The organism is Pseudarthrobacter sp. BIM B-2242 (assembly GCF_014764445.1).
Lineage (GTDB): Bacteria > Actinomycetota > Actinomycetes > Actinomycetales > Micrococcaceae > Arthrobacter > Arthrobacter luteus_A.
Genome location: NZ_CP061721.1, coordinates 2801052 through 2824576 on the forward strand (window position 1 = coordinate 2801052; position 23525 = coordinate 2824576).

The 23525-nt window shown below is 67.6% G+C and carries 18 protein-coding genes; 5 read left to right on the top strand and 13 right to left on the bottom strand.

The annotated features are described in order from the left end of the window. Window positions 1-33: 33 nt before the first annotated feature. Window positions 34-1056 carry an NAD(+) diphosphatase gene (nudC, locus tag IDT60_RS12835; protein ID WP_191079341.1) on the bottom strand — a complete coding sequence of 341 codons (1023 nt, stop codon included), beginning with the start codon at window positions 1054-1056 and terminating at the stop codon, window positions 34-36. A 166-nt stretch (window positions 1057-1222) separates the two neighbouring features. Between nudC and IDT60_RS12840 the strand changes: the two genes are divergently transcribed. Beyond that, the gene (locus tag IDT60_RS12840; protein WP_191079342.1) at window positions 1223-2551 is read left to right on the top strand and encodes a macrolide 2'-phosphotransferase; all 1329 of its coding nucleotides are present in this window, start codon (window positions 1223-1225) and stop codon (window positions 2549-2551) included. On the opposite strand, the gene IDT60_RS12845 is transcribed toward IDT60_RS12840, so the two are convergent. From IDT60_RS12845 to IDT60_RS12855, 3 genes are all read right to left on the bottom strand, one after another. Continuing rightward, window positions 2538-6005 (bottom strand): ATP-dependent DNA helicase, encoded by a 3468-nt coding sequence (locus tag IDT60_RS12845; RefSeq protein WP_191079343.1) that lies wholly within the window; start codon window positions 6003-6005, stop codon window positions 2538-2540. The genes IDT60_RS12840 and IDT60_RS12845 overlap by 14 nt on opposite strands. Further along, window positions 6002-9346, bottom strand: a complete 3345-nt coding sequence (locus IDT60_RS12850; protein ID WP_223883980.1) for an ATP-dependent DNA helicase — start codon at window positions 9344-9346, stop codon at window positions 6002-6004. Before IDT60_RS12850 ends, IDT60_RS12845 begins: the two co-directional genes overlap by 4 nt. A gap of 131 nt (window positions 9347-9477) precedes the next feature. Then, a complete protein-coding gene (locus tag IDT60_RS12855) occupies window positions 9478-9894 on the bottom strand; it encodes an MGMT family protein (RefSeq protein WP_191079345.1) in 417 nt (138 codons plus the stop codon). A 63-nt stretch (window positions 9895-9957) separates the two neighbouring features. Between IDT60_RS12855 and IDT60_RS12860 the strand changes: the two genes are divergently transcribed. From IDT60_RS12860 to IDT60_RS12875, 4 genes are all read left to right on the top strand, one after another. Further along, a complete protein-coding gene (locus tag IDT60_RS12860; protein WP_191079346.1) occupies window positions 9958-10668 on the top strand; it encodes a 3'-5' exonuclease in 711 nt (236 codons plus the stop codon). Window positions 10669-10976: 308 nt separating this feature from the next. Next, window positions 10977-11912 (top strand): ABC transporter substrate-binding protein, encoded by a 936-nt coding sequence (locus tag IDT60_RS12865; RefSeq protein ID WP_164198794.1) that lies wholly within the window; start codon window positions 10977-10979, stop codon window positions 11910-11912. Window positions 11913-11929: 17 nt separating this feature from the next. Then, window positions 11930-12694, top strand: a complete 765-nt coding sequence (locus tag IDT60_RS12870) for an amino acid ABC transporter permease (RefSeq protein ID WP_191079347.1) — start codon at window positions 11930-11932, stop codon at window positions 12692-12694. Further along, the gene (locus IDT60_RS12875; RefSeq protein ID WP_191079348.1) at window positions 12691-13428 is read left to right on the top strand and encodes an amino acid ABC transporter ATP-binding protein; all 738 of its coding nucleotides are present in this window, start codon (window positions 12691-12693) and stop codon (window positions 13426-13428) included. Before IDT60_RS12870 ends, IDT60_RS12875 begins: the two co-directional genes overlap by 4 nt. A 114-nt stretch (window positions 13429-13542) precedes the next feature. Here the strand turns inward: IDT60_RS12875 and hemL are convergent, their stop codons facing one another. From hemL to IDT60_RS12920, 9 genes are all read right to left on the bottom strand, one after another. Then, a complete protein-coding gene (gene hemL / locus IDT60_RS12880) occupies window positions 13543-14862 on the bottom strand; it encodes a glutamate-1-semialdehyde 2,1-aminomutase (protein WP_191079349.1) in 1320 nt (439 codons plus the stop codon). A gap of 75 nt (window positions 14863-14937) precedes the next feature. After that, complete coding sequence (locus tag IDT60_RS12885; RefSeq protein ID WP_191079350.1) at window positions 14938-16056, bottom strand: LLM class flavin-dependent oxidoreductase; 1119 nt, start codon at window positions 16054-16056, stop codon at window positions 14938-14940. 42 nt (window positions 16057-16098) lie between these two features. Continuing rightward, complete coding sequence (gene hemB, locus IDT60_RS12890) at window positions 16099-17079, bottom strand: porphobilinogen synthase (RefSeq protein WP_191079351.1); 981 nt, start codon at window positions 17077-17079, stop codon at window positions 16099-16101. Further along, the gene (locus tag IDT60_RS12895; protein WP_191079352.1) at window positions 17076-17942 is read right to left on the bottom strand and encodes a uroporphyrinogen-III synthase; all 867 of its coding nucleotides are present in this window, start codon (window positions 17940-17942) and stop codon (window positions 17076-17078) included. The genes hemB and IDT60_RS12895 overlap by 4 nt, the downstream gene beginning before the upstream one ends. A 4-nt stretch (window positions 17943-17946) precedes the next feature. Further along, window positions 17947-18930, bottom strand: a complete 984-nt coding sequence (gene hemC, locus IDT60_RS12900) for a hydroxymethylbilane synthase (protein ID WP_191079353.1) — start codon at window positions 18928-18930, stop codon at window positions 17947-17949. After that, entirely contained in the window at window positions 18927-20192 is a 1266-nt protein-coding gene (locus IDT60_RS12905) for a ferrochelatase (RefSeq protein ID WP_164198786.1), read from the bottom strand. The genes hemC and IDT60_RS12905 overlap by 4 nt, the downstream gene beginning before the upstream one ends. Further along, window positions 20189-20890 (bottom strand): hydrogen peroxide-dependent heme synthase, encoded by a 702-nt coding sequence (hemQ, locus tag IDT60_RS12910; protein ID WP_164198785.1) that lies wholly within the window; start codon window positions 20888-20890, stop codon window positions 20189-20191. Before hemQ ends, IDT60_RS12905 begins: the two co-directional genes overlap by 4 nt. A gap of 118 nt (window positions 20891-21008) precedes the next feature. Then, complete coding sequence (locus tag IDT60_RS12915; protein WP_191079354.1) at window positions 21009-21884, bottom strand: hypothetical protein; 876 nt, start codon at window positions 21882-21884, stop codon at window positions 21009-21011. A gap of 101 nt (window positions 21885-21985) precedes the next feature. Continuing rightward, entirely contained in the window at window positions 21986-23521 is a 1536-nt protein-coding gene (locus tag IDT60_RS12920) for an NAD(P)/FAD-dependent oxidoreductase (RefSeq protein WP_223883714.1), read from the bottom strand. Between the last annotated feature and the right edge of the window lie 4 nt (window positions 23522-23525).

Here is a 23525-nt window from a genome sequence, read left to right on the forward strand (position 1 = left end):
CTGTCAGCGCCAGGGATGCCGCCTGGCCGGGGGTCAGGTTTCGCTGCGGTCCAGGATTCGGCCGCCATACCAATGCTCGATGAGGGAACGCGCAATGGACAACCGGCTGGAGATGGTGATCTCCCCGGCGAGTACGGCATCCTGCAGCTGCTCCCGCGTGAACCAACGCGCCCGGGTGACTTCCACGCCGTCGGGCGTTGCCTCGGTGTCTTCCGTAACCGCAGAAAACCCGAGCATCAAAGATGCAGGGAAGGGCCATGACTGGGAGCCCAGGTATTGGCAGCGGGTGATCCTGACGCCCACTTCCTCATGGATTTCGCGGATGACGGCCTGTTCAAGGGATTCTCCCGGCTCCACAAATCCGGCCAGCGTGGAGTAATTCTTCGCATCCACCGGGCCGCCGCCGCCCAGGAGGAGCCGGCCGTCCGGGCCGACGACGGTGACAATGACGGCGGGGTCGGTCCGAGGATAATGTTCTGAATCGTCCTGCGGGCAGCGGCGCACCCAGCCGCCGGCCTCAACCACTGTGGGGGCACCGCAGCGGGGACAGTGCGTGTGGGTGGCGTGCCAGTTGGCGATGGCGCTGGCTTCAACGAATAGGGCCGTATCGGTGGGGTTCAGGACAGCAGCGACATCGCGGAAGCCGGCCCATTCAGCGTCCAGCGGGATCCCGGCCGTACCCGGGGTAACGGCCTCGGGCAGGATGACCAGGACAACCTCCGTGCCGGCAGGCAGGTCCGAGCCAGCCAACGCCGCGCCCAGATAGATGGCCTGCTTCGGGACCGTACCCAGGGCTCCGAGACCGGCGAGCAAGTGTGACGCTGCCGGCAGGAACAGCTGGTTTCCCTGCACAAGGGCCTGCCTCCCGGCCAGGACAACCGCCCGCGTCTGCCCGCTGGCCAGCAGTTCCTCAACCATCCCGGGCCGGACACGTTCAACGGAGCCCCGGTCCACCCGGGCGGGCCGCACCGGCAGGACGGTGTCGACGAGGTGGTTGGCCGGCAGGTGGACTGCCTGCGCCTGAAAGGCCGGTGACGCAGACTCCGCATGACTCATGTGTCCACCGTACTGACTCGGACCGACAATTTACATTTACGGAGGCGAATCCGGGGAACATGTGGCGAGGACCTCAGGCCCGGCAACCTACCCTACTTTCCACGGTATCTGGAGACTCGCCGCCGCACATCGTTGTGTTGGACGCCAGCCAATCTACCGTGGAACGGTGAGAAGAAAACCGATCGAACTGGCAGCCGTAGCAACCGCGGCAGTCCCCGGGCTGACCCCCACCGCCGTCAGCTCCGCCGCGGACGACCCCGCGGATTTCGACTCCGCCCTGCTCCTTGATTCAGAAGGCAAGCGCTGGCGGGTCAGGTCGCCCCGGCATGCGGAGGCCAGCGCACGGCTCGAAACCGAGTTCCTGGTCCTGCGGGCGTTCGCCCCGGCCATCCGGGCCGAACTGCCCTTCCTGATGCCCACTGTGGCGGGAAGTGTCCGCCTCGGCAGCCTGAGCACGTTCGTCTACTCGCACCTGGCGGGCAGCACGCGCAGCGTTGAGGAACTGACCGCCGGCCCGGCCGCACTCGCCAAGGAGGTGGGTACCGCGCTGGCCGCAATCCATGATCTTCCGCGGTCCCTGGTCAGCAACGCCGACCTCCCCAGCTATACCCCCAACGAGTTCCGTCAGCGCAGGCTGAACGAACTGGACCAGGCGGCCACCACCGGAAAGATTCCGGCTTCGCTGCTGCGCCGCTGGGAACATGCCATGGAGGACGTCTCCCTTTGGCGGTTCAACCCGAGCGTTGTCCACGGCGACCTTCATGAGGACAACCTGCTGGTCGACGGCAGCCGCGTCACGGCGGTGACCGGCTGGACCGACCTCCGGATCGGCGACCCCGCAGACGACTTCGCGTGGCTGGTTGCTTCCAATGAACAGGATTTCGTGGACGCCGTTCTGGCCAGCTATACCGACAACCGCCGGGATGCTCCGGACCAGCACCTGTTGCGCCGGGCCGCGCTGTCCGCTGAGTTCGCCCTCGCCCAATACCTCGTCAAGGGCATTGCGGCCGCTGACGGTGACATGGTCGCCGAAGCTGAAGGCATGCTCGAAACCCTCGCGGCCGACGTCGAAGAACACGGCGGGCAGGCCATCAGCGTTGAGCCGCTGCCGGGCAAGGCACCTGCCGCGGCCGGTTTAACGGCCGACGCCGGGCCGTCGGCGGCAGTGAACCCCGTACCGTCTGTGACCCTGGCACCGGGAGTTGCCGCGTCACCTGTCTCTGCCGTGAGCGTAGCTCCAGTACCGGCGGTCACGGTGGTGCCGGTACCTGAAGTAGCTGAACCTGAGGTGGCTGTACCTAAGGTGCCTGTGGCCGTGCCTGGCGCGAGGGCATCCATCGCGGGGCTGGAGTCCGCTCCGGCGCGGCCCGCCGTCGAGGTAAGCCCCATCCCGGCGGATTCGATGCCGGCTGGAGCGGTTTCGGCCGCTGACGAATCAGCGGCCGAAGACACCTCCACCGCGGCGATCAGCATCGTGGACGTCAGGAAACACTAGGTCCGAGGGCGGCCGCCACGATCAGTTCCAGTTCTTCGGCGGAACCCAGATCGTGCGGCCGCACCACCTGGTTATCCGCGACATAGAAGAATGCGGCACGCACTTCGTCGACCGGTACGCCTTTGAGCCGGGCCCATGCGAGCCGGTATGCGGCGAGCTGGACGGACTTGGCGCGCAGCTGGGATGCGGAGGGCCGGCGTCCGGTTTTCCAGTCCACAAGGTCCCAGCGGCCGTCTGCATCCTGGAAGACGGCGTCGATGCGCCCACGGACCACCACGTCCCCGACTCGGGTTTCGACCGGAACTTCAACAAACGCCGGTGACCTGTCGGCCCACTCCGAGGCCTTGAACGTGGCCACCATTGCATCGAGGTCATAAGCGGCGTCGATGTGGTGGTCCGACCCCGGGGCCTCGCCAAGATCCAGCATCCCGGCGGTGCCGAAGTATTCCTCCACCCAGGAGTGGAAGGCAGTGCCCTTCCGGGCGGACATGCCCGGCTCGCGGGGCACCGGCCGCCTCAGCCGGCTCACCACTCCCCCGGGGTCTTCACCCAGGTCCACCAGGGTGGACGCGGAGATATGGCCTGGCAGGTGCACGTCCTGTCCGCCTGCCCGGCGGGACCGGCGTTCCAGCAGCAGGGCAGCCTCCCTGGCCCAGTCGGCGGCATGCCCCCGGAGCGCCCTGTCCTGCGCGCCGATTCGCCCGGCCTCCATGGCGGCCAGCACACGTGCCGCCGCGGCCTCCATGGCAAGCCTCCTGCCAGGGACAGTGCGCAGGCGTTCACCCGTCCGGGGATCGGCCGGGCCTTCGAGGGGGTCATAAGGCCACCCGGCCAGCTCCGTCTCGGTGGTCAGCGGGCTTTTCTCCGGCAAGGAGGCTTCCTCCACCGACGCGGGGTGCACAACGGCACCGGCGGGGTTCCCACCCTTCACCGGGTTGCCACCCTGCAGCGGAGCGACAAGCCGCTCCAGCTCAGCCAGGAACGGCGACATCTCCGCGCGGCCGGCCCGGGACCCTACCCAGGCTGCACTGGAAACCCACAGCACGTGTTTGGCCCTGGTGTAGGCCACATACGCGAGGCGTCGTTCCTCACCTTCACCGTGGACCTGGACCGCTGCCTTGAAGTCCTTCTCCGCGTCCAGCCAGCCTTTTTTGTCAGGCTGGTCGGTATCCCATTGGGGCAGGTCCGAGCGGTCCCCGCGAAGGGGCCACGGCAGTGCGGCCGAGCCGCTGCTCCAGCGGGAGTCCTTGTTGCTGGGGAAGGCGCCGGCATTCAGGCCAGGGACAAAAACAACGTCCCATTCCAGACCCTTTGAGGCGTGGACGGTCAACAGCTGTACGGCCTCGCGGTTGATATCCGGCGGCGGCGCTTCAAGGCCGTTCTCTTCTGCGGCGGCAGCTTCGAGCCAGGCAAGGAACGCGAGGATATCCACGCGGTGGGAAGTCCGCAGGAAGCCGGCCGCCGCGTCCTGGAACGCGTCCAGGTTGCGGCGGGCCTGATGGATGCTGATACCCGGGCGGGCCGCCACTTCGATGTCGAGCAGCATGGCCCGTTCCACCTCGCCCAGCAAAGTGGTCAGGTCATCGCCGAGGTACCCGCGCAGCTGCCTGAGCTCAGCCGACAGCCTCGCGAGCCGTTCGCGCGCCTCGATGGTCAGGGCGCGGCCGTTGGCGGAGACCCAGTCTTCACGTGGCAGCCAGTCGAGCGCCTCCACCAGGCTGGCCCCGTCAGTCAGGTCGCTTTCAATAACGGCGTCATCGGCAGCCTCCCCGCTGTCGCCATCCGGAGACGATGCCTCCGCCAGATGTCCGCGGCGGCGCGCAAGCTGGCTGGACCAGTCGCGAAACGCCATCAGATCTGCGGGGCCGATCCGCCACCGGGCTCCGGCAAGGAGGCGCATCAGCGAGTCCGACCGCCCCGGGTCTGCCAACACACGCAAGGTGGCCACGAGGTCAACAATTTCGGGGGTGTCCAGGAGTCCGCCGAGTCCCACAATTTCGTAGGCGATTCCCCTCGATTCGAACTCGCGACGGATGGTTTCCATCTGGGCCCGGCGCCGGCAAAGCACCGCAAGGGCAGGCGGAACCGGAGTCCCGTCCGCCTCGCGTTCGAAGTCCGTGATCCGGTATTTCAGGACGTCCCCGGCCAGGGCCGTGGCTTCATCCACGTCGGTACCGAAGCGGCCCAGCACCACCTGGCCCTCCACCGCGAACGGGCTGGGCTGCAGCGGGGGCACGGTTGCGGCTTCCGGAGTTGTGCCGGCCGGCGCCTTGAGCGCCTCCGCCCTGCCCAGGGCTTCTGACATGATGTTGGCCGCGGAGAGAATCGCCCTGCCGTTGCGCCAGGCCGTGGTGAGGTAGGACGTTGGCGCCAGTTGGAACCTGGCCTGCCCGTCCCCGCCCTCCGGGCTCTCCAGACGGACGGGAAATTCGCGGACAAAGTGGAACAGCTGTCCGGCGGATGCACCGCGGAAACCGTAGATCGACTGGTTCGGGTCTCCCACGGCCGTGACGGCATGGCCCTCGCCGAAGAGGCGGGAGAACAACACCAGCTGGGCATAGGACGTGTCCTGGAATTCGTCCAGGAGCACCACTTTGTACCGCTGGCGTTCCATTTCGGCGGCCACAGGAACCTCCCGGGACACGCGGGCGGCGAGCGCCACGAGGTCCCCGAAGTCGAGGGCTCCCCTTGCCCGCTTGGCTGCCGTGTAGCGCCCCACCATGTCCGCGACGCTGGCCCGCGTACGCAGCATGGCGGCCAGTTCGCCGGCGGCCTGGGGTCCGTTTTTGGCGGCACCGGCCACGTACGGCAGCCCCTCGAATTCCTCGAGCCGCGCCATCAGCCAGGACTCGACGCCGGCCGGTTCCTGCAGGTGCTCCGCACACTCGCCCGCCAGCTGGATGACTGCCTTGACCAGTGTGGACTTTGCCGCCTTGAAGTGGCGATAGTCGCCGTCGAACGCTTCCACCACCTCGGTGGCCAACTGCCACGCCTGGGCACCGCCCAGCAGCACAACGTCCCGTTCCACGCCGAGCCGCAGCCCGTAATCAGACACGACTCCACTGGCGAAGGAGTGGTATGTGGACACCTTGGGCTCCAGGGCGTCGGTGCTGAGCAGACCCGCCGGGAAGACGGCATGCCCGGTGTCCTGGGCCGCGATGCGCTGCAGCGCAGCCAGTTTCGCCCGGATCCTTGTGGCAAGTTCGCCGGCAGCCTTCCTGGTGAACGTGACACCCAGGACTTCTTCGGGCCTGACCCACCCATTGGCGACAAGCCACACCACGCGGTCGGCCATCGTGGCGGTTTTGCCGGAACCTGCTCCGGCGATCACCAGCCGGGGTGCCAGGGGCGAAGAGATGATGGCGGACTGTTCGGGCGTGGGAGTGTTCTTTTCACCCAACAGCGCCGACAGCCGTTCCGGGCTGAAGAGGGGCTCGGGAGGCTGCAGGCTCATTCCGTGACCTGCTTTCCGCGGATGCAGAGCGGACAGACCTCCGGGAGCCGGCAGCCATGACCGCCGTGGCCGCCCTTCGCGGGATCGTGCCTCGCCTCGAAGCTGTTGCCGGCCATCAGCGCGGCCGCATCGTTGACCATGTCCAGCGCCCAGTTTTCCTGCGGGTCCAGCGGTTCCTGTTGCTGGACTCCGGGGCTCTTCGTTGTGGTGCCCAGCTGTGCCAGCACAGCACCACCCGGCTCCGCTGCGCCCGGCCCGGCGGTACCCGGCGCGGCAGCAGCGGCCATGCCGGGGGCGTCCCCAAAACCGCCGGCCAGGACGGCAGCCTGATAGGCCCCCAGCTGCGGGTGGCGAGACAACTCTGTCTTGCCAGGCTGCCTTTTGCCTGTTTTCAGGTCCACCACGACCAGCCTTCCTTCGCTGTCGATCTCCAGCCGGTCTACCTGCCCGCGAAGGACCGCGGCACGGGGTTCGGGGTGGCGGAAGTCAGCGATACCGGTCCCGGGCACCGCAGTTTCTGCGCCCGGACTGGCGGTTCCTGCGCCCGGACCTGTGGTTTCGACGGCCGGCACGGGCGGGAGGTCAGGCAGGCGTACCTCGAAATCCTGTTCGACGCCCAGCAGGCTCCTGCCCTCGCTGCGCATTATCAGGACGTACTGGGCGAGCTTGCGCACCATTGTTTCGGCCCGTTGGAAGTCGAGCTTGCCTTCCCAGTTGTCCTTCATCCCGAGCGAGGGCCAGCGACGGATGAGTTCCTCGACGTACTGCCCGCCGGAAGCTTCCGGCAGGTCCTGTGCGATGGCGTGGACCAATGTTCCGAGGCTGCGGGCGAAATCAGTGGCGGCCTCGCCCCCGGCAGCCTGGACAAACCAGTCAAGCGGAGATTTCTGCACGGATTCCACCTTGGAGGGCGAAACATAGACCGTCCCGCCGTTGGGGACCACGGGCTCCGACGTGCTCAGCGGCAGCAGCCCCCACCACGTATCCGGGTGGGCTCCGGGTACGGGAGGCTCTGCCGTTGCCAATCCCGCAAGAACCCTGGCGGCCTCGGCGGCTTCCGGCTCGAACTTTCCGTCCAGCTGGGCGTACTGGCGCAACTCGGCCACGAGTGCACGCAGCGTCATGGGGCGTTCCACCGGAGTGAATCCCCGGCCCTCCTGCCCGGGTTCCAGCGGCGCCACATAATCGAGGAAGGACGACGGCTGGTCGTCCTCCGAGGAGACAGCCGTGCAGATCAGGAGCTGTTCCGCCCTGGAAACGGCGGTGGAGAAGCTCCGGAGTTCGTCGTAGCGGATTTCCCGCAGCCGGCTCAGGGGGTCGAGCTGCAACGCGTAGCTGACCCCGTGTTCCACGGCGTCTGCGTACAGGCTGCTGCCCAGCAGCTCCCCGCGGAGCCGGGTGTTGGGCCAGACGCCTTCCTGCAGCCCCGCCACAATGACGACGGGCCACTGCCGTCCGGCGGCACTCGCCGGAGTCATCAGTTCCACGGCGTCATCCACCTGTGCCCGTGCGGCGAGCGTGTCCATGGGCAGTTCCTGGTTCAGGAGGTATTCGAGGAACTGCTCAGGGCCGGCGCCCGGCATCTGGTCCACGTACCGCTCGGCGGTGTGGAAGAGTGCCATCATGGCGTCCAGGTCGCGGTCTGCCCGTGCCCCGTGAGAACCCCCGGACAGGGCGGATTCAGTCCACGCATTGGCCAGCCCGGTGGAGTGCCAGAGGGCCCAGAGCACGGTCTCTGCGTTGGCGCCGGGCCGGGCCGCGGCGTTCTGTCCGGCCTGAATCATGCGGGCGGTGCGCCGTGCGGACCTGCCCTCCACGCCCAGGGTCACCAGCGCACCCGGCTCCAGGAGCGCCTCAACCAACAGGGCATCACTGGTACGCCCGCCCCCGCCCTGCAGCTCCTCGCGCCGCAGGGATTGCCGGAGGCGGCGCAGTTCGATCGACGTCGCGCCGCCGATCCGGGACGTCAGCAGCGCGACGGCGGCCTCCGGCGTCAGCAGCGCGGGGTCAAGTGCGATGGCGTACGCATCCAGCAGCGGACGCACCGCCACTTCGTCACGGACCGCAGATTCGGCAACCGGAACGCGCACCGCTATCCCTTGCCCCGAAAGGTACCGCTGCAGCTCGCTGAGCTGTCCGCCGTTTCGGACAATCACCGCGATCTCCGCAAGGTCGCGGCCATGGTTGACGTGCTGGTCCAGGATGCGCTGGGCCACGTACCGCAGCTCATGGACCGGGGACGGGACCAGGTGCGCTTCCACCGTTCCGGCAGCCGCCGGGGTTCCGGAAGCGGAACGTTCGACGGCGGCGGTTCCGGCGTGCGGGGCGTTATCCGCGGAACCGGGCTGCTCAAGCCGCCGGGCCAGTTGCCCGCCGGCGCGCTGTGAGATCCGGCTGGCCACTCCAAGCCAGGCCTCGGCAATGGCGGGAGCGTGCCGGTGGGTGTGCCACAGCGGCCGTTCCACGACGCCGGACCCGGGCGACAGCAGCCGAGGAAGGTCAGCGACGAGGTCCGGCCTGGCTCCGCGGAAGCCCTGCACCACGGTGTCCGGTGAGAACGCAACGTAGCAGTCCTTGCCGGCCGCAATGTCAGCCAGCAGTTCAAAAACGGCGGGGTTTGCCTCCTGCATATCGTCCACCAGTACCAGCTGCAGGCGTTCGCGTTCGGCTGCCAGGAAGCCAGGCTCGTCCTGGAAAATCTGGCGGGCGGTGGTGATGATCCCCGCGGGGTCGAATGCTTCGGGCATCCGCAGGTCCAGGACATCCCGGTACTCCGAATAGAGGGAAGCGGCGGCGATCCAGTCCGGCCGTGCACACTGCCGTCCGAGTTCCTCGAGATCGGCTGCTGTCCGGCCGGATTCGATGATCCGGTCAAAAAGCAGGCGCACTTCGTGCCGGAAACCGCGCGTTTCCAGGGCCGCTTCCAGATCAGCGGGCCACGGAAGTTCGAGACCGGGCATCCGGTGGCCCTCCAGCAACTCCCGGATGATGAGGTCCTGTTCCGGGCCTGACAGGAGCCGTGGCGCCCGCGGGAGCGGCAGGATACCCTCCGCTTTGGCCCGCCGGATCAGGTCAAAGGCGTAGGAAGCCCACGTCCGGGCCGGTGTGGTGCTCAGGCTCGTGTCCAGCCTTGCGGTAAACCTGTCCCGGAGCGAGTCCGCGGCCAGACGGCCCGGCGCCAGGATCAGGATCCGTTCCGGATCCACCCCGTCCTGCACGGCACGGCGAACGGCAGCTTCGATCAGAACGGTGGACTTGCCGGTTCCGGGCGCGCCGGGGACCATCACCGGTCCCGAGCCGTGAGGCACGGAGACGGCCTGCCGCTGGTCAATGGACAGCACCGGAACCTCGGCATGGACCTGCCTGGGCGGGAGGAGCCGGAGGCCCGTGCCCCCGGCTCCTCCCGGATGGAACCCCGTACGGGCCTCGCCAAGGGGGTAGCCGGCGGGATCAAGATCTAAAGCTGTTACGGTCACACAGACATTCCATCATCAGCCACTGACAATCGATGAAGGCGCAGCTCAAGGTGCTCGGCAATTGCATCAATCCGGTCGAAATCGTCATCAGTCGGCGACCAGCGCGCCGCGGTGACGTCAACCCGCCAGCGCCCTTCGCCTGTCAGAAGATACTCATCGGGATGGCCGAGGAGCGGCGTCCCCTCCTGCAGGTAGTGGCGGAGGGCTTCGGTTTCATGACCTTCGGGGGCGTGCCCGCTGGATTTCAGGACGCGCCACCAGGGTACGGAGCTGCCGTAGTGGCTCATCACGCGCCCAACCTGCCGGGGACCGCCGGATCCCAGCAGCTCGGCCACATCGCCGTACGCGAGTGCGCTCCCGGGCGGAACCAGCTCAACCACCGCCAGCACCGCCTCGACGTACTCAATCCGCATGGATCCAGACTAGCCGCAGTGGCGCTGCCGGGTCCTGTCGGTGCCGGCCGGTAGCGTTGAAGCATGACCACTTGGAACACCCTCCCCCGCGCAGCCTTCGACCTCGAAACCACCGGACGCAATTCGCGGGCCGCACGGATCGTCACGGCGTCGGTGACGGTGGTGGACCACCAGGGCGACGTCATCAAGGAACACGAATGGCTTGCCGATCCGGGGGTTGAAATTCCCACCGAGGCCAGCGATGTGCACGGCATCACCACCGAACAGGCTCAGCGGGAGGGGCGCCCTGCCCACGAAGTAACCGGCGAGCTGGCGACCGTTCTGCAGGAACTGTTCGACGCCGGCGTTCCGGTCATCGCGTTTAATGCCAGTTACGACTTCACGGTCCTGGCCGCTGAATCGGCCCGGTACGGCGTCCGCCAGCTCACCCGGTTTCCGGTGCTGGACCCCTACATCATGAACAAACAGGTAGACCGCTACCGCAAGGGCAAGCGCACCCTGACCGCGCTCTGCGAGGAATACGGCATCACGCTGGACAACGCGCACACCTCCGCGGCCGATGCCTTGGCCACGCTCCGGATGCTGGACGCCATGGCCATCAAGTTCCCTAAGCTCAAGATGCCGGCCAGCCAGTTGCACGAGATGCAAAAGGACTGGGCAGTCAGCCAGGCGGCAGACTTCCAGAACTACCTGCGCAAGACCAAGCCCACGGCCGTCATTGAAGGCGAATGGCCGGTCCTTCCCCCGGAGGATGCCAGCCGCGGAGATTTTTAGGGAGAGCTAACTCACACGCTCGCGCGGACTTCAAGGGGCCCTGCATCAAACCGCGCTATTCGATGTCATGGACAACATCCATTCACCTGACGTTCACACCGCTTTTCAGTACATCACTAATTCGGCGATCATGCCGATATTTCCTTGCGTTATTCGATAAAGACGCCGGAATCGCGGGAATGAGATAATTATGTTCTGCGGTATTCCCGCTCCCGGCCGGTCTGCATCCTGGGAGCAAGGCTCCAGGCGCTCCACGCGCAGCCTTTCGGCCCGGTTGAACTTATGACTCAGATGAAAGTGACTACCTCATGAAGACTAAAGCCATGAAGTGGCTGACCGGCGTTCCCGTTGCGCTGGCGCTGGCGGTATCGCTGGCCGCCTGCGGCACGGGCACCGCTGAGCCGAGCGGCACACCGACCGATGCACTCGCCGGCAGCGACCAGCAAACGCTGGACAGGTACACCACCGCCGACGTCACCCCGCTCGACCAGATCGACAAGACGAAGCTTGGCCTGAACACCGACGGCAAGCTCGAGGTGGGCACGCTCTCCGACGCGCCGCCGAACATCTTTATCGACCCCTCCGGCAAGTTCACCGGCTACGACAACGAGCTGCTTCGCGCCATTGCCGGCAAGCTGGGCCTCGAAGTTGAATTCGTCGCCACTGACTTCTCGGCCCTGCTTTCCCAGGTGCAGACCAAGCAGTTCGACGTCGGATCCTCCTCGATCTCCACAACGGACGCCCGCCGCGCCAACGTGGGCTTCACCAACGGCTATGACTTCGGCTTCATGGCTGTGGTTGCCAAGACCGACAGCGACGTCAAGGGTTTCAAGGACCTCAATGCTGACGTCCGCATCGGCGTTGTCCAGGGCACGGTCCAGGACGACTACGTCACGAACACCCTCAAGCTTGAGCCGGTCCGCTTCCCGGACTACGCCACCGTCTACGCGAACGTGCGCAACGGCCAGATCGATGCGTGGGTAGCCCCGTCGCAGCAGGCCACCGGCCAGGTCAAGGAAGGCGACGGCACCGTCATCGCCGAGTCTGTGGTCAACACCCAGAACTTCACGGCTTACGCCGTGGCCAAGGACAACCAGCCGCTCATTGACGCGCTGAACTCGGGCCTGGACGCTGTTATTGCTGACGGCACCTGGTCCAAGCTGACCAAGGAGTGGTACCCGGACCGCGAGACCCCCGCCGACTGGAAGCCGGGCAGCAAGGCTGCTTCGGTTCCCCAGAGCTGACCCGGGCCTCATCCTCTATGGATCTCCTGGAGCAGCTTGGTGATACGTTCCTCAACTGGGAAGAAATGGCCAAGGTCATTCCCTCCCTTCTTATGGTGGGCTTGCCCAACACCCTGATCCTGGCGGTGGCGTCAGGCGTCCTCGGTTCCCTGCTTGGCCTTCTCCTGGCCCTCATGGGTATTTCGCGGAATCCGGCAGCCCGTTGGGCGGCGAGGATCTACACCGACCTGTTCCGGGGGCTTCCGGCCATTCTCGTGATCCTGGTGATCGGTATCGGGCTTAGCCCCATCGCCCGGGAACTCACCGGTTCACGTAACCCGTACCCGTTGGGCATCCTGGCGCTGACCCTGATCGCCGGCGCCTACATCGGTGAGATCTTCCGGTCCGGTATCCAGAGCGTGGAGAAAGGCCAGCTGGAGGCTTCCCGTGCCTTGGGCTTCAGCTACGGAAACTCGATGCGGCTGGTTGTGGTGCCGCAGGGCATCCGCCGCGTGCTTCCCGCACTGGTGAACCAGTTCATCTCGCTTTTGAAAGACTCATCGCTGGTGTTTATGCTGGGGCTGGCGTCATCGGACCGCGAGATCTTCCGGATCGGAAATGACGCCATGGCCAACACCGGAAACCTCTCCCCCCTGGTGGCCGCGGGCATTTTGTACCTGATCCTGACCGTTCCGCTGACGCACTTCGTGAACTTCATCGATAACCGGCTCCGCACCGGCCGGCCGGAGAAGAAGGAACCGGACGAACTGGCAGCACCTATCGGCAAGGGAGCCCACGCATGACGGAATTTACCTCCGGCACCCTGACCGGCAAGAACCTGCACCTCTCGTTCGGGCACAACCATGTTCTCCGCGGCATCGACCTCCACGTGGAGAAGGGCACCACGGCTTCGGTCATCGGCCCCTCCGGCTCGGGGAAGTCGACGCTGCTGCGGGTCATGAACCGGCTGATCGAACCCGACCAGGGCGACATCCTGCTGGATGGCCGGTCCGTCCTCAAGGACAATCCGGACGAGCTGCGCCAGCGCATTGGCATGGTGTTCCAGCAGTTCAACCTCTTCCCGCACAAAACCGTGGTGGAGAACGTCAGCCTGGCCCTGCGCAAGCTCCGCAAGCTGCCCAAGGACCAGGCCCGGGCCGAAGCCCTGGAGCAGCTGGACCTGGTGGGACTCAAGCACAAGGCGGACGTGCGGCCGGCCAACCTTTCCGGTGGCCAGATGCAGCGTGTCGCCATCGCCCGCGCTTTGGCCATGAAACCGGAGGTGATGTTCTTCGATGAGGCCACCTCCGCACTGGACCCGGAACTGGTCAAGGGCGTCCTGGCACTCATGACCGATCTCGCCAAGGGCGGCATGACCATGGTGGTGGTGACCCATGAAATGGGCTTCTCCCGCAACGTCTCCGATACCGTGACGTTTATGGACGCTGGCGTGGTGGTGGAATCGGGACCTCCCGAGAAAATCTTCAGCGCCCCCGAGACGGACCGCCTCAGGGGCTTCCTCTCGGACGTCCTCTAGGCTCCGCTACAGAAAATCCCCGGCTCCCGGACTTATCCCCCTCGCATGAGGCAGGGATTTGTCCGGGAGCCGGGGATTTTGCATTAGCCAGGCGGGGTATACCCGACGGCGGCCCTAGGCTTGTGCGGCTGCGGCGGCTTTTGCGGCGGCCGGGAGTGCATCGAAGATCCGGTTCATGGCGGCGTCGTCGTGGGCAGCTGAGAGGAACCAGGCTTCGAAGACGGACGGCGGCAGGTACACACCGGAGTCCAGCATGGAGTGGAAGAACGGCGCGTACCGGAAGGTTTCCTGGGCCTGCGCATCAGCGTAGTTGTGGACGCCGGTGGCAGAGGTACCGAAGGCAACGGAGAAGAGGTTCCCGGCGAACTGGATGGAGTGGTCCACCCCGGCCCCGTCAAGGGCTTCGGACAGGGCTGAGGACAGCTCCAGGGAGCGGGCGTCCACAAACGAGTAGACGTCGCGGGTGGCGTGCGTCAGGGTGGCAACGCCTGCCGCCATGGCCACGGGGTTACCGGAGAGCGTACCCGCCTGGTAGACCGGGCCGAGGGGCGCCAGGTAGTCCATGACGTCGGCACGCCCGGCCAGGGCCGCCGTCGGCATTCCCCCGCCGATGACCTTGCCGAAGGTGAGCAGGTCCGGGGTCCACGGCTCGGCCGCGTCCGGCGCGCCGCCGGTCAGGCCCCAGTAGCCTGAGTAGCCGGTGCGGAAACCGGTCAGAACCTCATCAACGATCAGCAGGGCGCCGTGCTCGCGGGTGATGCGCGACAGACCCAGGTTGAAGCCCTCCCCCGGTGTCACTACACCCATGTTGGCCGGCGCGGCCTCGGTGATCACGGCGGCGATATTGGGTCCGTGGGCGGCGAACGCAGCCTCGACTGCAGCAAGATCGTTGTACGGGAGGACCAGTGTTTCCGCGGCCGTGGCTTCGGTTACACCGGCCGAGCCCGGCAGCGCCAGGGTGGCAACACCCGATCCGGCGGCGGCCAGCAGCCCGTCCAGATGGCCGTGGTAGCAGCCGGCAAACTTGATGATGAGGTTTCGGCCGGTGAAGCCGCGGGCCAGGCGGACCGCCGTCATGGTGGCCTCGGTGCCGGTGGACACCATCCGCACGCGCTCGGCCGCAGGCACGCGCTCCTGCACGATGGCGGCGAGGTTGGCCTCGTCAGGGGTGGATGCGCCAAAGGACAGGCCGCGGTCCACGGCTGCGTGAACAGCCTCGAGGACGGCCGGGTGGGCGTGACCCAGGAGCGCAGGCCCCCAGGAGCAGACCAGGTCAACGTACTCGGTGCCGTCGGCGTCCGTCAGGTACGGTCCCTTGGCGGAGACCATAAACCGCGGCGTCCCTCCTACCGATCCGAAAGCCCGGACGGGCGAATTGACGCCTCCGGGCATCAGGGTCTGGGCACGGGCAAAGAGGGCATCGGAACGAGTCATGCCCCTATTCTCCCATCCCGGCAGTGCCCGCCGGAGCCCACGCCACGCGCGGGCCCCGGCTGCTTCCCGGTGGCGTCAGCGGCGTGCGGGGATGTCCGCCAGCTTGTCTGCGACGATAGGTGCCACCTTGGAACCAAACAGTTCGATCGAGCGCATCATCTGTTCGTGCGGCAGGGTGCCGCTGCTGTATTTCATCTCGAAACGGTCCGCGCCGAGTGTGCCCTTCAGCCGGACCACCTTCGCGGCCACCGTTTCCGGCGAACCGATGAACAGGGCGCCGTCGTCATCCGCAGCGGCTTCGAACTCCCCGCGCCCGGCCGGGCCCCAGCCGCGCTCCGCCCCCAGCTTGTTCCGCACGGCGAGCCAGTGCGGGTAGTACTCCTCAAGGGCCTGTTCGTCGGTCTCGGCCACATATCCCGGCGAGTGTACGGACAGTGCCTGCGGTTCCTTGCCTGCCTCGGCAAGGGTTCGCCGGAAGAGGTCGGCATACGGGCGGAAGCGCTCCGGTTCGCCGCCGATGATCGCCAGCACCATCGGGTAGCCGTAGGAAGCGGTGCGGACCACGGACTGCGGCGAGCCACCAACACCGATCCAGGTGGGCAGCAGCCGGCCTTCCACGTGCGGGTAGACCATCTGGCCGCGGAGGCTGGCCCGGGTCCGCCCGTCCCAGTTGACCGGGTTCTGGGAGCGCACCTGGTCGTACAGCGCCAGCTTCTCCTCAAACAGGATGTCGTAGTCGGCGAGGTCCTGGCCGAACAGCGGGAAGGACTCCGTGAACGAGCCCCTGCCCAGGATCACTTCCGCGCGCCCGTTGGAGACGGCGTCCAGCGTGGCAAACCGCTGGAAGACACGGATGGGGTCATCGGAGCTCAGGACGGTGACGGCGCTTCCAAGGCGGATGTTTTCCGTCGCCGTGGCGATGGCAGCCAGCACCACGTCCGGCGCGCTGACGGCGAAGTCCTTGCGGTGGTGCTCGCCGACGCCGAAGGAGTGGAGACCCACGGCGTCCGCCACCTTGGCCTGTTCCACCACCTGGCGCAGCACCCGGGCGTGGTGCTTGGGTGCGCCGTCGGCATCGAGGTCGACGTCGCCGAACGTGCTGACGCCCAGCAGGATGGTGTCAGCCGGGACGGGCGCGGTGGGGCTGGCCGGGGTTGAAGGAGTGGTTCCGGAATGCTCGCTATTTTCATGCATACGCATACAAACTACCCGCACTCCGAAAACATTCCCAACCAGTCATGATTCCTTGAGCCAACCCGCAAGTTCGGCGGCCCAGTAGGTCAGCACGGTGTTGGCACCCGCCCGCTTGATGCTCAGGACAGATTCCGTGATGGCACCGCGTCGGTCGATCCAGCCGTTCGCCGCGGCAGCCTCGATCATCGCGTACTCACCCGAGACCTGGTAGGCGGAGACGGGCACGGGGCTCATCGCGGCGACGTCGGCCAGGATGTCCAAATAGCTCATGGCCGGTTTGACCATCACCATGTCGGCGCCTTCTTCGAGGTCCAGTTCCACCTCAAGGATGGCTTCACGGCGGTTGGCAGCATCCATCTGATAGGTGCGCCGGTCCCCCGTGAGCTGCGAGTCAACGGCTTCACGGAACGGGCCGTAGAAGGGCGAAGCGTACTTGGCCGCGTAGGCCAGGATGGCGGTGTTCTTGTTGCCGGAGTCCTCAAGGGCCTGGCGGATCACGGCCACTTGGCCGTCCATCATGCCCGACGGGCCCACAACGTGGGCGCCGGCCTCCGCCTGGGCCACAGCCATCCGGCCATAAATTTCCAGGGTGGCGTCATTGTCCACATAGCCGTCGGCGTCCAGGACACCGCAATGGCCGTGGTCAGTGAATTCGTCCAGGCACAGGTCCCCCATGATGACCAGGTCATCGCCCACTTCGGCGCGGACGTCGCGGATGCCCTTGTTGAGGACTCCGTCCGGGGCCAGGGAGGCGGTGCCGCGGGCGTCCCGTTCCGCAGGTACACCGAAGATCATGATTCCTCCCACGCCCAGCTCTACGGCTTCCGCGGCGGCGCGCTTGAGGGACTCGGTGGTGTGCTGCACCACGCCTGGCATGGAGGTAATGGGGGCGGGCTCGCCGATGCCTTCGCGGATGAAGACAGGCAGGATCAGATCCGCCGGAGCCAGGCGGTACTCGGCGGTGAGCCGGCGCATGGCGGGCGTGGTGCGGAGGCGGCGCGGGCGGTGACTCGGAAAACTCATCGGATGTTCCCTTCGTTGGCGAATACTGTGCCCAGGGCTGCCACTATGCCGTCCGGGGTGGGTACTTTGGCGGTGGCGGCCACCGGAATGCCGAGCGTGACGGCTTCTGCCGCCGTCGGGCGCCCGATGGCGATGAAGCGGCACCTGCCCAGCGGGAGCAGGGCCGCGGCGATGCGGCGTGCGGCGCTGGGCGATGCGGCCACGACGGCGTCGATGGTCCCGGCGTCGAGCTCTCCCCGTGCCTGCAGCGGGCTCAGTTCCTCAGCCGTTGTGTGCCTGGAACGGTCGACGGCGGCAGGTAGTTCCGCCTGCAGGCGGAATCCCGGCCGCGCCGGGAAGTCCACTGTATGGTACGCCACCACGGAGGTCACGTCGGCCCCCTTGGCCGCAAGGCCCTCGCGTAGGCCAGGCGCAGCGATGTCCGCCTGCGGCAGCAGCACGCGCCCGGAGCCTGCCGCCCAGAGGCCCACGAGCCCTTCGGCGGACTGGTTGTCCACCGGCGCCAGCGCCACGGGAATGCCCGCTGCTTCCAGGACCTGCCGGGAGGACGGCCCGATGGTGGCCACCCGCGTTCCGGTCGGGACCAGGCCAGCCGGCGTTGTCCCGCGCCCGGCAGCCTTTTCCACGAGCACGCGCACCGTGGTGATACTGCTGACCACAAGCCAGTCGAAGCCGCCGGCAGCGAGGGCGTCCAGGGCGGCATCCAGCGCTGCCTGGTCCGTTGCCCGTTCGAAGTCGATGAGCGGCAGGACCAGAGGCTCGGCCCCAAGGCCGCTGAGCAGCGAGGCCAGCGGCCGGGCACGGTCGGCGCTCCGGGTGATCAGGACACGCCTGCCGCCCAGGGCGCCTGCCTGTGCGCCCACGTCCTCAGGAGGCAGCAAGGTCCGCGATCTCCGCGGCACCGGCGGCCAGCAGAAGCTCAGCCACTTCGATTCCGAGCAGGGTGGCACCGACCTCAGTCAGCCCGTCCGTCGCCTTCTTTTCGCGAACCGTGCGGCTGCCGTCGACGGCGCACACCGCTGCCTCGAGGTACAGCATGCTGCCCTTTCGGAAGGCGAAGGCCCCTACGGGAGCAGCGCAGCCTGCCTCAAGGCGGGCCAGCACGGCACGCTCGGCGGTCACGGCGAGGCGGGTGTCCTCATCGTCAAGGGCGGCCAGCGCCTGGGCCAGGACCCCTTGGGAGCCTTCGGTTGAGCCGGCCCGGCGCGGCGCGTCAGCCGTCCGGCATTCAATAGCCAGTGAGCCTTGTCCGGGTGCCGGAAGCATGACGTCCATCTCGAAGAATTCGCTCACGGTATCCAGGCGCCCGATGCGTTCCAGGCCGGCTGCCGCCAGGACAACGGCGTCTAGGTCGCCGCGCGCGTCTGCAGCGTTGCCGGGCAGGCCCGGGACGCGGCCAAGGCGGGTGTCCACATTGCCGCGGATGTCCTGCACGTCAAGGTCCGGGCGGGCTGCGCGCAGCTGCGCGGCGCGGCGCGGCGAGCCGGTGCCCACCTTGGCGCCGTGCGGAAGGTCTGCCAGCTTCAGGCCGTCCCGTGAGCACAGCACGTCCCGGACGTCCACGCGCCTGGGCGTCGCTGCGATGGTCAGGCCGAGCGCCGCACCGGTGGGCAGGTCCTTGAGCGAGTGCACGGCGACGTCGCAGGTTTCCTGCAGCAGGGCATCGCGCAGGGCGGCGACAAACACCCCGGTGCCGCCCATCTGGGAGAGTGATCCGGTCTTGACGTCACCCTCGGTGGTGATGTGAACCAGCTCCACCGGGAAGCCGCCCACAGCGGCCAATTGGTCAGCCGTCTGCTGGGTCTGGGTCAGGGCAAGTTTGCTCGCCCGGGTTCCGATCCGGACGGTCACAGGACGCCTTCTCCCGCGGCCGCTCCCGCGCCGCCTGCCGGGTACCCGTCATGGCCTGTGCCAACGGTGGTGTCGGCTCCGGCGATGGTTGGCTTCTCGCCACGGAAATTAGCACAGCAGCCGGGCCGGCAGACGTCGTACCACGGGCCCAGCCCGGTGAGGGCGGGCCGGTCGCTGATGTTGTTGGCACGCGTGCGTTCGGAGATCAGGTCCACGAGTCCGGTCACGAACTTCCGGTGGGTGCCGGGCGTGGGAACGCGCGTGGCTGCCAGGCCGAGGTTGCGGCAGGTCTCCAGGGCTTCGGTATCCAGGTCCCACACAACTTCCATGTGGTCGCTGACAAACCCCAGCGGGACGATGACAATGCCCTTGACACCCTGGCCCGCCAGCTCCTCGATGGCGTCGTTGATGTCCGGTTCCAGCCACGGCACGTGCGGAGCACCCGAGCGGGACTGGTAGACCAGCGACCACGGAGCGGTCAGGCCGGATTCGGCCTTGACCCTTTCAATGACCTTGGCACCGGTGGCCAGGTGCTGCGCAACGTACGCGGACCCTTCCTCGAATTCGCGCGGTTCGCCCTCGGACCGGCCGGCTGCCTCGGCGTCCCGGGTGGGGATGGAGTGCGTGGCAAACAGGATGTGCACCGGGGCGTCGGGGGTGCCGGCGGCGGCGAGTTGCTTCTGCACATCGGCCAGGCCGGCGGCCGTACCTTCGATGAACGGCTCAACAAAGCCCGGGTGGTCGAAGTACTGGCGGACCTTGTCCACCTCAAGCCGGCCGTCCAGGCCGCTCTCAGTGAGCGCAACGCCGATGTCCTCGCGGTACTGGCGGCAGCTGGAGTAACAGGAGTAGGCACTGGTGGTGACCATCAGCAGCCGGCGGTGGCCGGCGTCGTACGCGTCCTGCAGTGTCTGCGGGATATAGGGGTCCCAGTTGCGGTTGCCCCAGAGCACGGGGAGTTCGATCCCGCGTGCGGCGAGCTCTGCTTCGAGGGCGGCCTTGAGCTGGCGGTTCTGCTCGTTGATGGGGCTGATGCCGCCGTTGGCGCGGTAGTGGTGCGATACTTCTTCGAGCCGCTCATCGGGGATGCCGCGGCCACGGGTGACGTTGCGAAGGAACGGCAGGACGTCGTCCTGGCCTTCGGGGCCGCCGAAGGAGGCGAGCAGCACGGCGTCGTAGTCCTTGGGCGCCATCCGCCCGGCCTCAGTGACCGGGTTGACCGCGGTGGTTGTCGGGCCCGCCTGGGGATCAGCCTGTGTCATGCGAGGACCTCTGCAACCTCGGACGCCGTGATGCGCCGGCCGGTGTAGAACGGGATTTCCTCCCGGACGTGGTGCCGGGCCTCTGTGGAACGCAGGTGCCGCATGAGGTCAACCAGGTCTACGAGCTCGGGTGCCTCCAGACCGAGGATCCATTCCCAGTCGCCCAGGGCGAAGCTGGACACCGTGTTGGAGATGACCTGCGGGAAGTCCCGGCCCAGCATGCCGTGATCGCGCAGCATCTTGCCGCGTTCGGCATCGGGCAGGAGGTACCACTCGTAAGAGCGCACGAACGGGTATACACACAGCCATTCAGCCGGTTCCACACCGCGGGAATAGGCAGGGGTGTGGTTCTTGGCGAATTCGGCCTCGCGGTGCACGCCCATGGCCGACCAGACAATTTCGGTCCCGGCGAAGAGCTTGCTGCGGCGGATGTCGCGGATGGCCTGCTGGAGGGCTTCGGGCTTGGGGCCGTGGAGCCACACCATGACGTCGGCATCGGCGCGCATGGCGGAGACGTCGTAGCTGCCGCGGTGGGTCACGCCGGCGTCGGCCAGACGGGACAGCAGGGCGTCAAAGTCGGCGGCAGCGTCAGCGCTGCGCACCATGTCCTCGGAGCGCTTGAACACGGTCCAGAGGGTGAAGAACTGCGTGGCTGATTCTTCGGTTTTAGTGACAGATTCGGCAGAAGTGTGGCTCATGGTTACCAGTTTGCCCGTTCCCCACCCTCAAGTCGAAACCGGGCACTTCTACAAGACGTAGAAGTGCCCAATTTCACAAGTTGTATTACCGGACCCCCAATACAGATCCGGTAATAAGTCAGAAGTTGCGGATCCTGGCGAAAAGGAGCCCGGCGGCACCGGCCGAACCCACCAGCCCCACACCAAGCCATACCTTGGCGGTCTCAGCGGCCGGTTCAGGTGCCGGGATCATCTTGTGCCGGGCCGCGGGAGCTCCGGCGGCCGTTGGCTGTCCGGCCGCCTGGTCAGAGCCCGTGGCCGCGGACGTTTCGTCCGCGGTGGCGGCCGGTTCCTGGCTGCTCCCGGACAGGCGGGATCCCTCGCCGCCGGACTGCTTTTCCGTTCCCGGCGCGGCAGGACCGCCGTCGCTCTCTGTCCTGTCGCTTCCTGTCCCGTCGCCCTCGGTTTCCCCGCTCCCGGTCCCGTCGCCGGGCGCCCGGCCGGTGCCTGCGGCCGGCGCGGCGGGCGCCGCTGTAGAGGTACCTGAGGCCGGCGCGGCGGTTTCCTGGCCGGGCGTTGCCGGCGCTCCTGTGCCCGGGGCCGAGGGGGCAGGAACAGCCCGGGCGGGCGCCGAAGTGGGGGCAGCCGACGTCGGCGCAACAGGTGCGGGAGTCGGCGACGCGGTCTCCGGAGGCGCTGGCTGGGCGGTGCGTACCGGGGAGGGGCGGGCGGCGGGACTGGTGGGGACCGGCGAGGGTGCGTCTTCGCCCGGTTTCGGCCGGCCGTCCGAACCGCCCAGCAGGCCCTTCAGCACGCCGTCGATTACGGTACCGTCCTTGGGTCCCTTGGCGTGGGCCGGCCTTCCGGGATCACTTCGGCCTTCGGCCGCTTGGGACGCTGGGATTCCAGCAGAAAAGACCAGTACCGCTCCGAGGGCGGCAGTTGCCGCGCCACGCCGGAGTCCCCCATGGATACTGGTCCTGGAACGGGAAGGTTCGGACCTGAAAATAACCATAGTCATCGACCCTAGCCACATGTCCGGAAGGACCTGAAACCGGAAATATGGCTCCCCGGGGGCGGCCGGCAGACCGATATTCCGTTGAACAGGGGCGATGATCAGCTGAGCAGGCTGCGGACCTCTTTCCGTGTGTCGAACACAACAGCGGCCAGCCCGTTGCCGGCAACCCACCCGCCTACAATGCATAGCCCGTTCTCCGCCGCGCTGACTTCGCGTATCCCGGCCACCCGGGCCTTGTGGCCCACAGCCGCGAACGGCAGCGCACCCTGCCACCTGACCACATCCCAGCCGACGACGTCCCTTTCCTGCACCGGCACGTCAAGCAACGCGGACGCATCGCGGAGGGCTGCCGCAAGGAGTTCAGAATCGGCGGCCGGGGCATTGGCGCCCCCACTGCCCACGGCGCCACTGCCCTCGGCGCCACTGCCCTCGGCGCCACTGCCCTCGGCGCCACCGCCCTCGGCGCCACTGCCCTCGGCGCCACTGCCCTCGGCGCCACTGCCCTCCAGGCGGCCGTACGACAGGCGCAGCACATGGGTTCCCGGCCCCGCAGCAGCCGCCAGCCAGTCCCACTTTGCGGTGGCGTGCGTCAGTGCCTTTGCCTGGATTCCTGGCGTCTGGGGTGCCACGAGGACCCCGGTGCCCCGGGGCCTGCGGTCCAGTTCAGGGAGATCAACCACCAGCGTGACAAGCCGGACGTCGGGACCGTGGCCGGGACTTCTGCCAGCGAGCGCCGGAACCGCCTCCTGCAGCAGCCCCACGGCGTCCGGGCCCGGCAGCGCAACGACCAGCAGGCCGCCGTCGTACGTTGACTCCCCCGCCGTGACACGCCAGCCATCTGCGGTCCGTTCCACGGCGCGCGCAGGGACACCGGTCAGCAGCGTGACGCCGCGTTCCCGGAGATCGTTGAGGAGGGCCGTCACCAGGGTGTGCATGCCGTCTTCAAGACCGGCGACGGCGGAACCCGCCTTCGCGACGGAAGGCCCGATGGCACCGCGGCGCTGGGCGGCCACAGCGGCCGCCAGCGAACCGTGCGTGCGGATCCCGGCGCGGAGGCCGGGGGCCACCATGTCCACGTCAAGAAGGCCGGGGTCTGCGGAGTGCACCCCGCCCACCACCGGTGCCACCAGCCGCTCCAGCACCCGGCGGCCCATCCGCGCCCGCACCAGCGCCGAGACGCTCGTGACGTCCGCGGCCGCTCCCACCCGGGCCGGCAGGTACCTGTCCAACGATGCCCGCAGGGAACCGACAAAACCCAGGGAACGCCGGACCTCCGGGTCCCACGGGTTGGCGGGGATGCCCAGGACACCCGTCTTGGGCAGTTCCCTCGGCCCCTCCGGAAGCTGCACCCAGGCTCCGCCGGGGCGCGGCGGAACGATCTTGCGGGCGAGCCCAAGTTCAGCGGCAAGCTCAGCCACTGCCGGGGAGCGCGTGGCGAAGGACTCCGCTCCGCTGTCCAGCGTGAGGCCGGCCACCACGTGGCTTCCCACACAGCCGCCCCAGGTGCCGCTGGCTTCCAGGACGGTCACGGCGTGCCCGGCCGTGGCCAGTTCCCGCGCTGCCAGCAGGCCGGAGATTCCGCCGCCCAGGACCACGGCCGGCTTCAGGACGGCCGGATTCAAGGAGCTGCCCACGGGA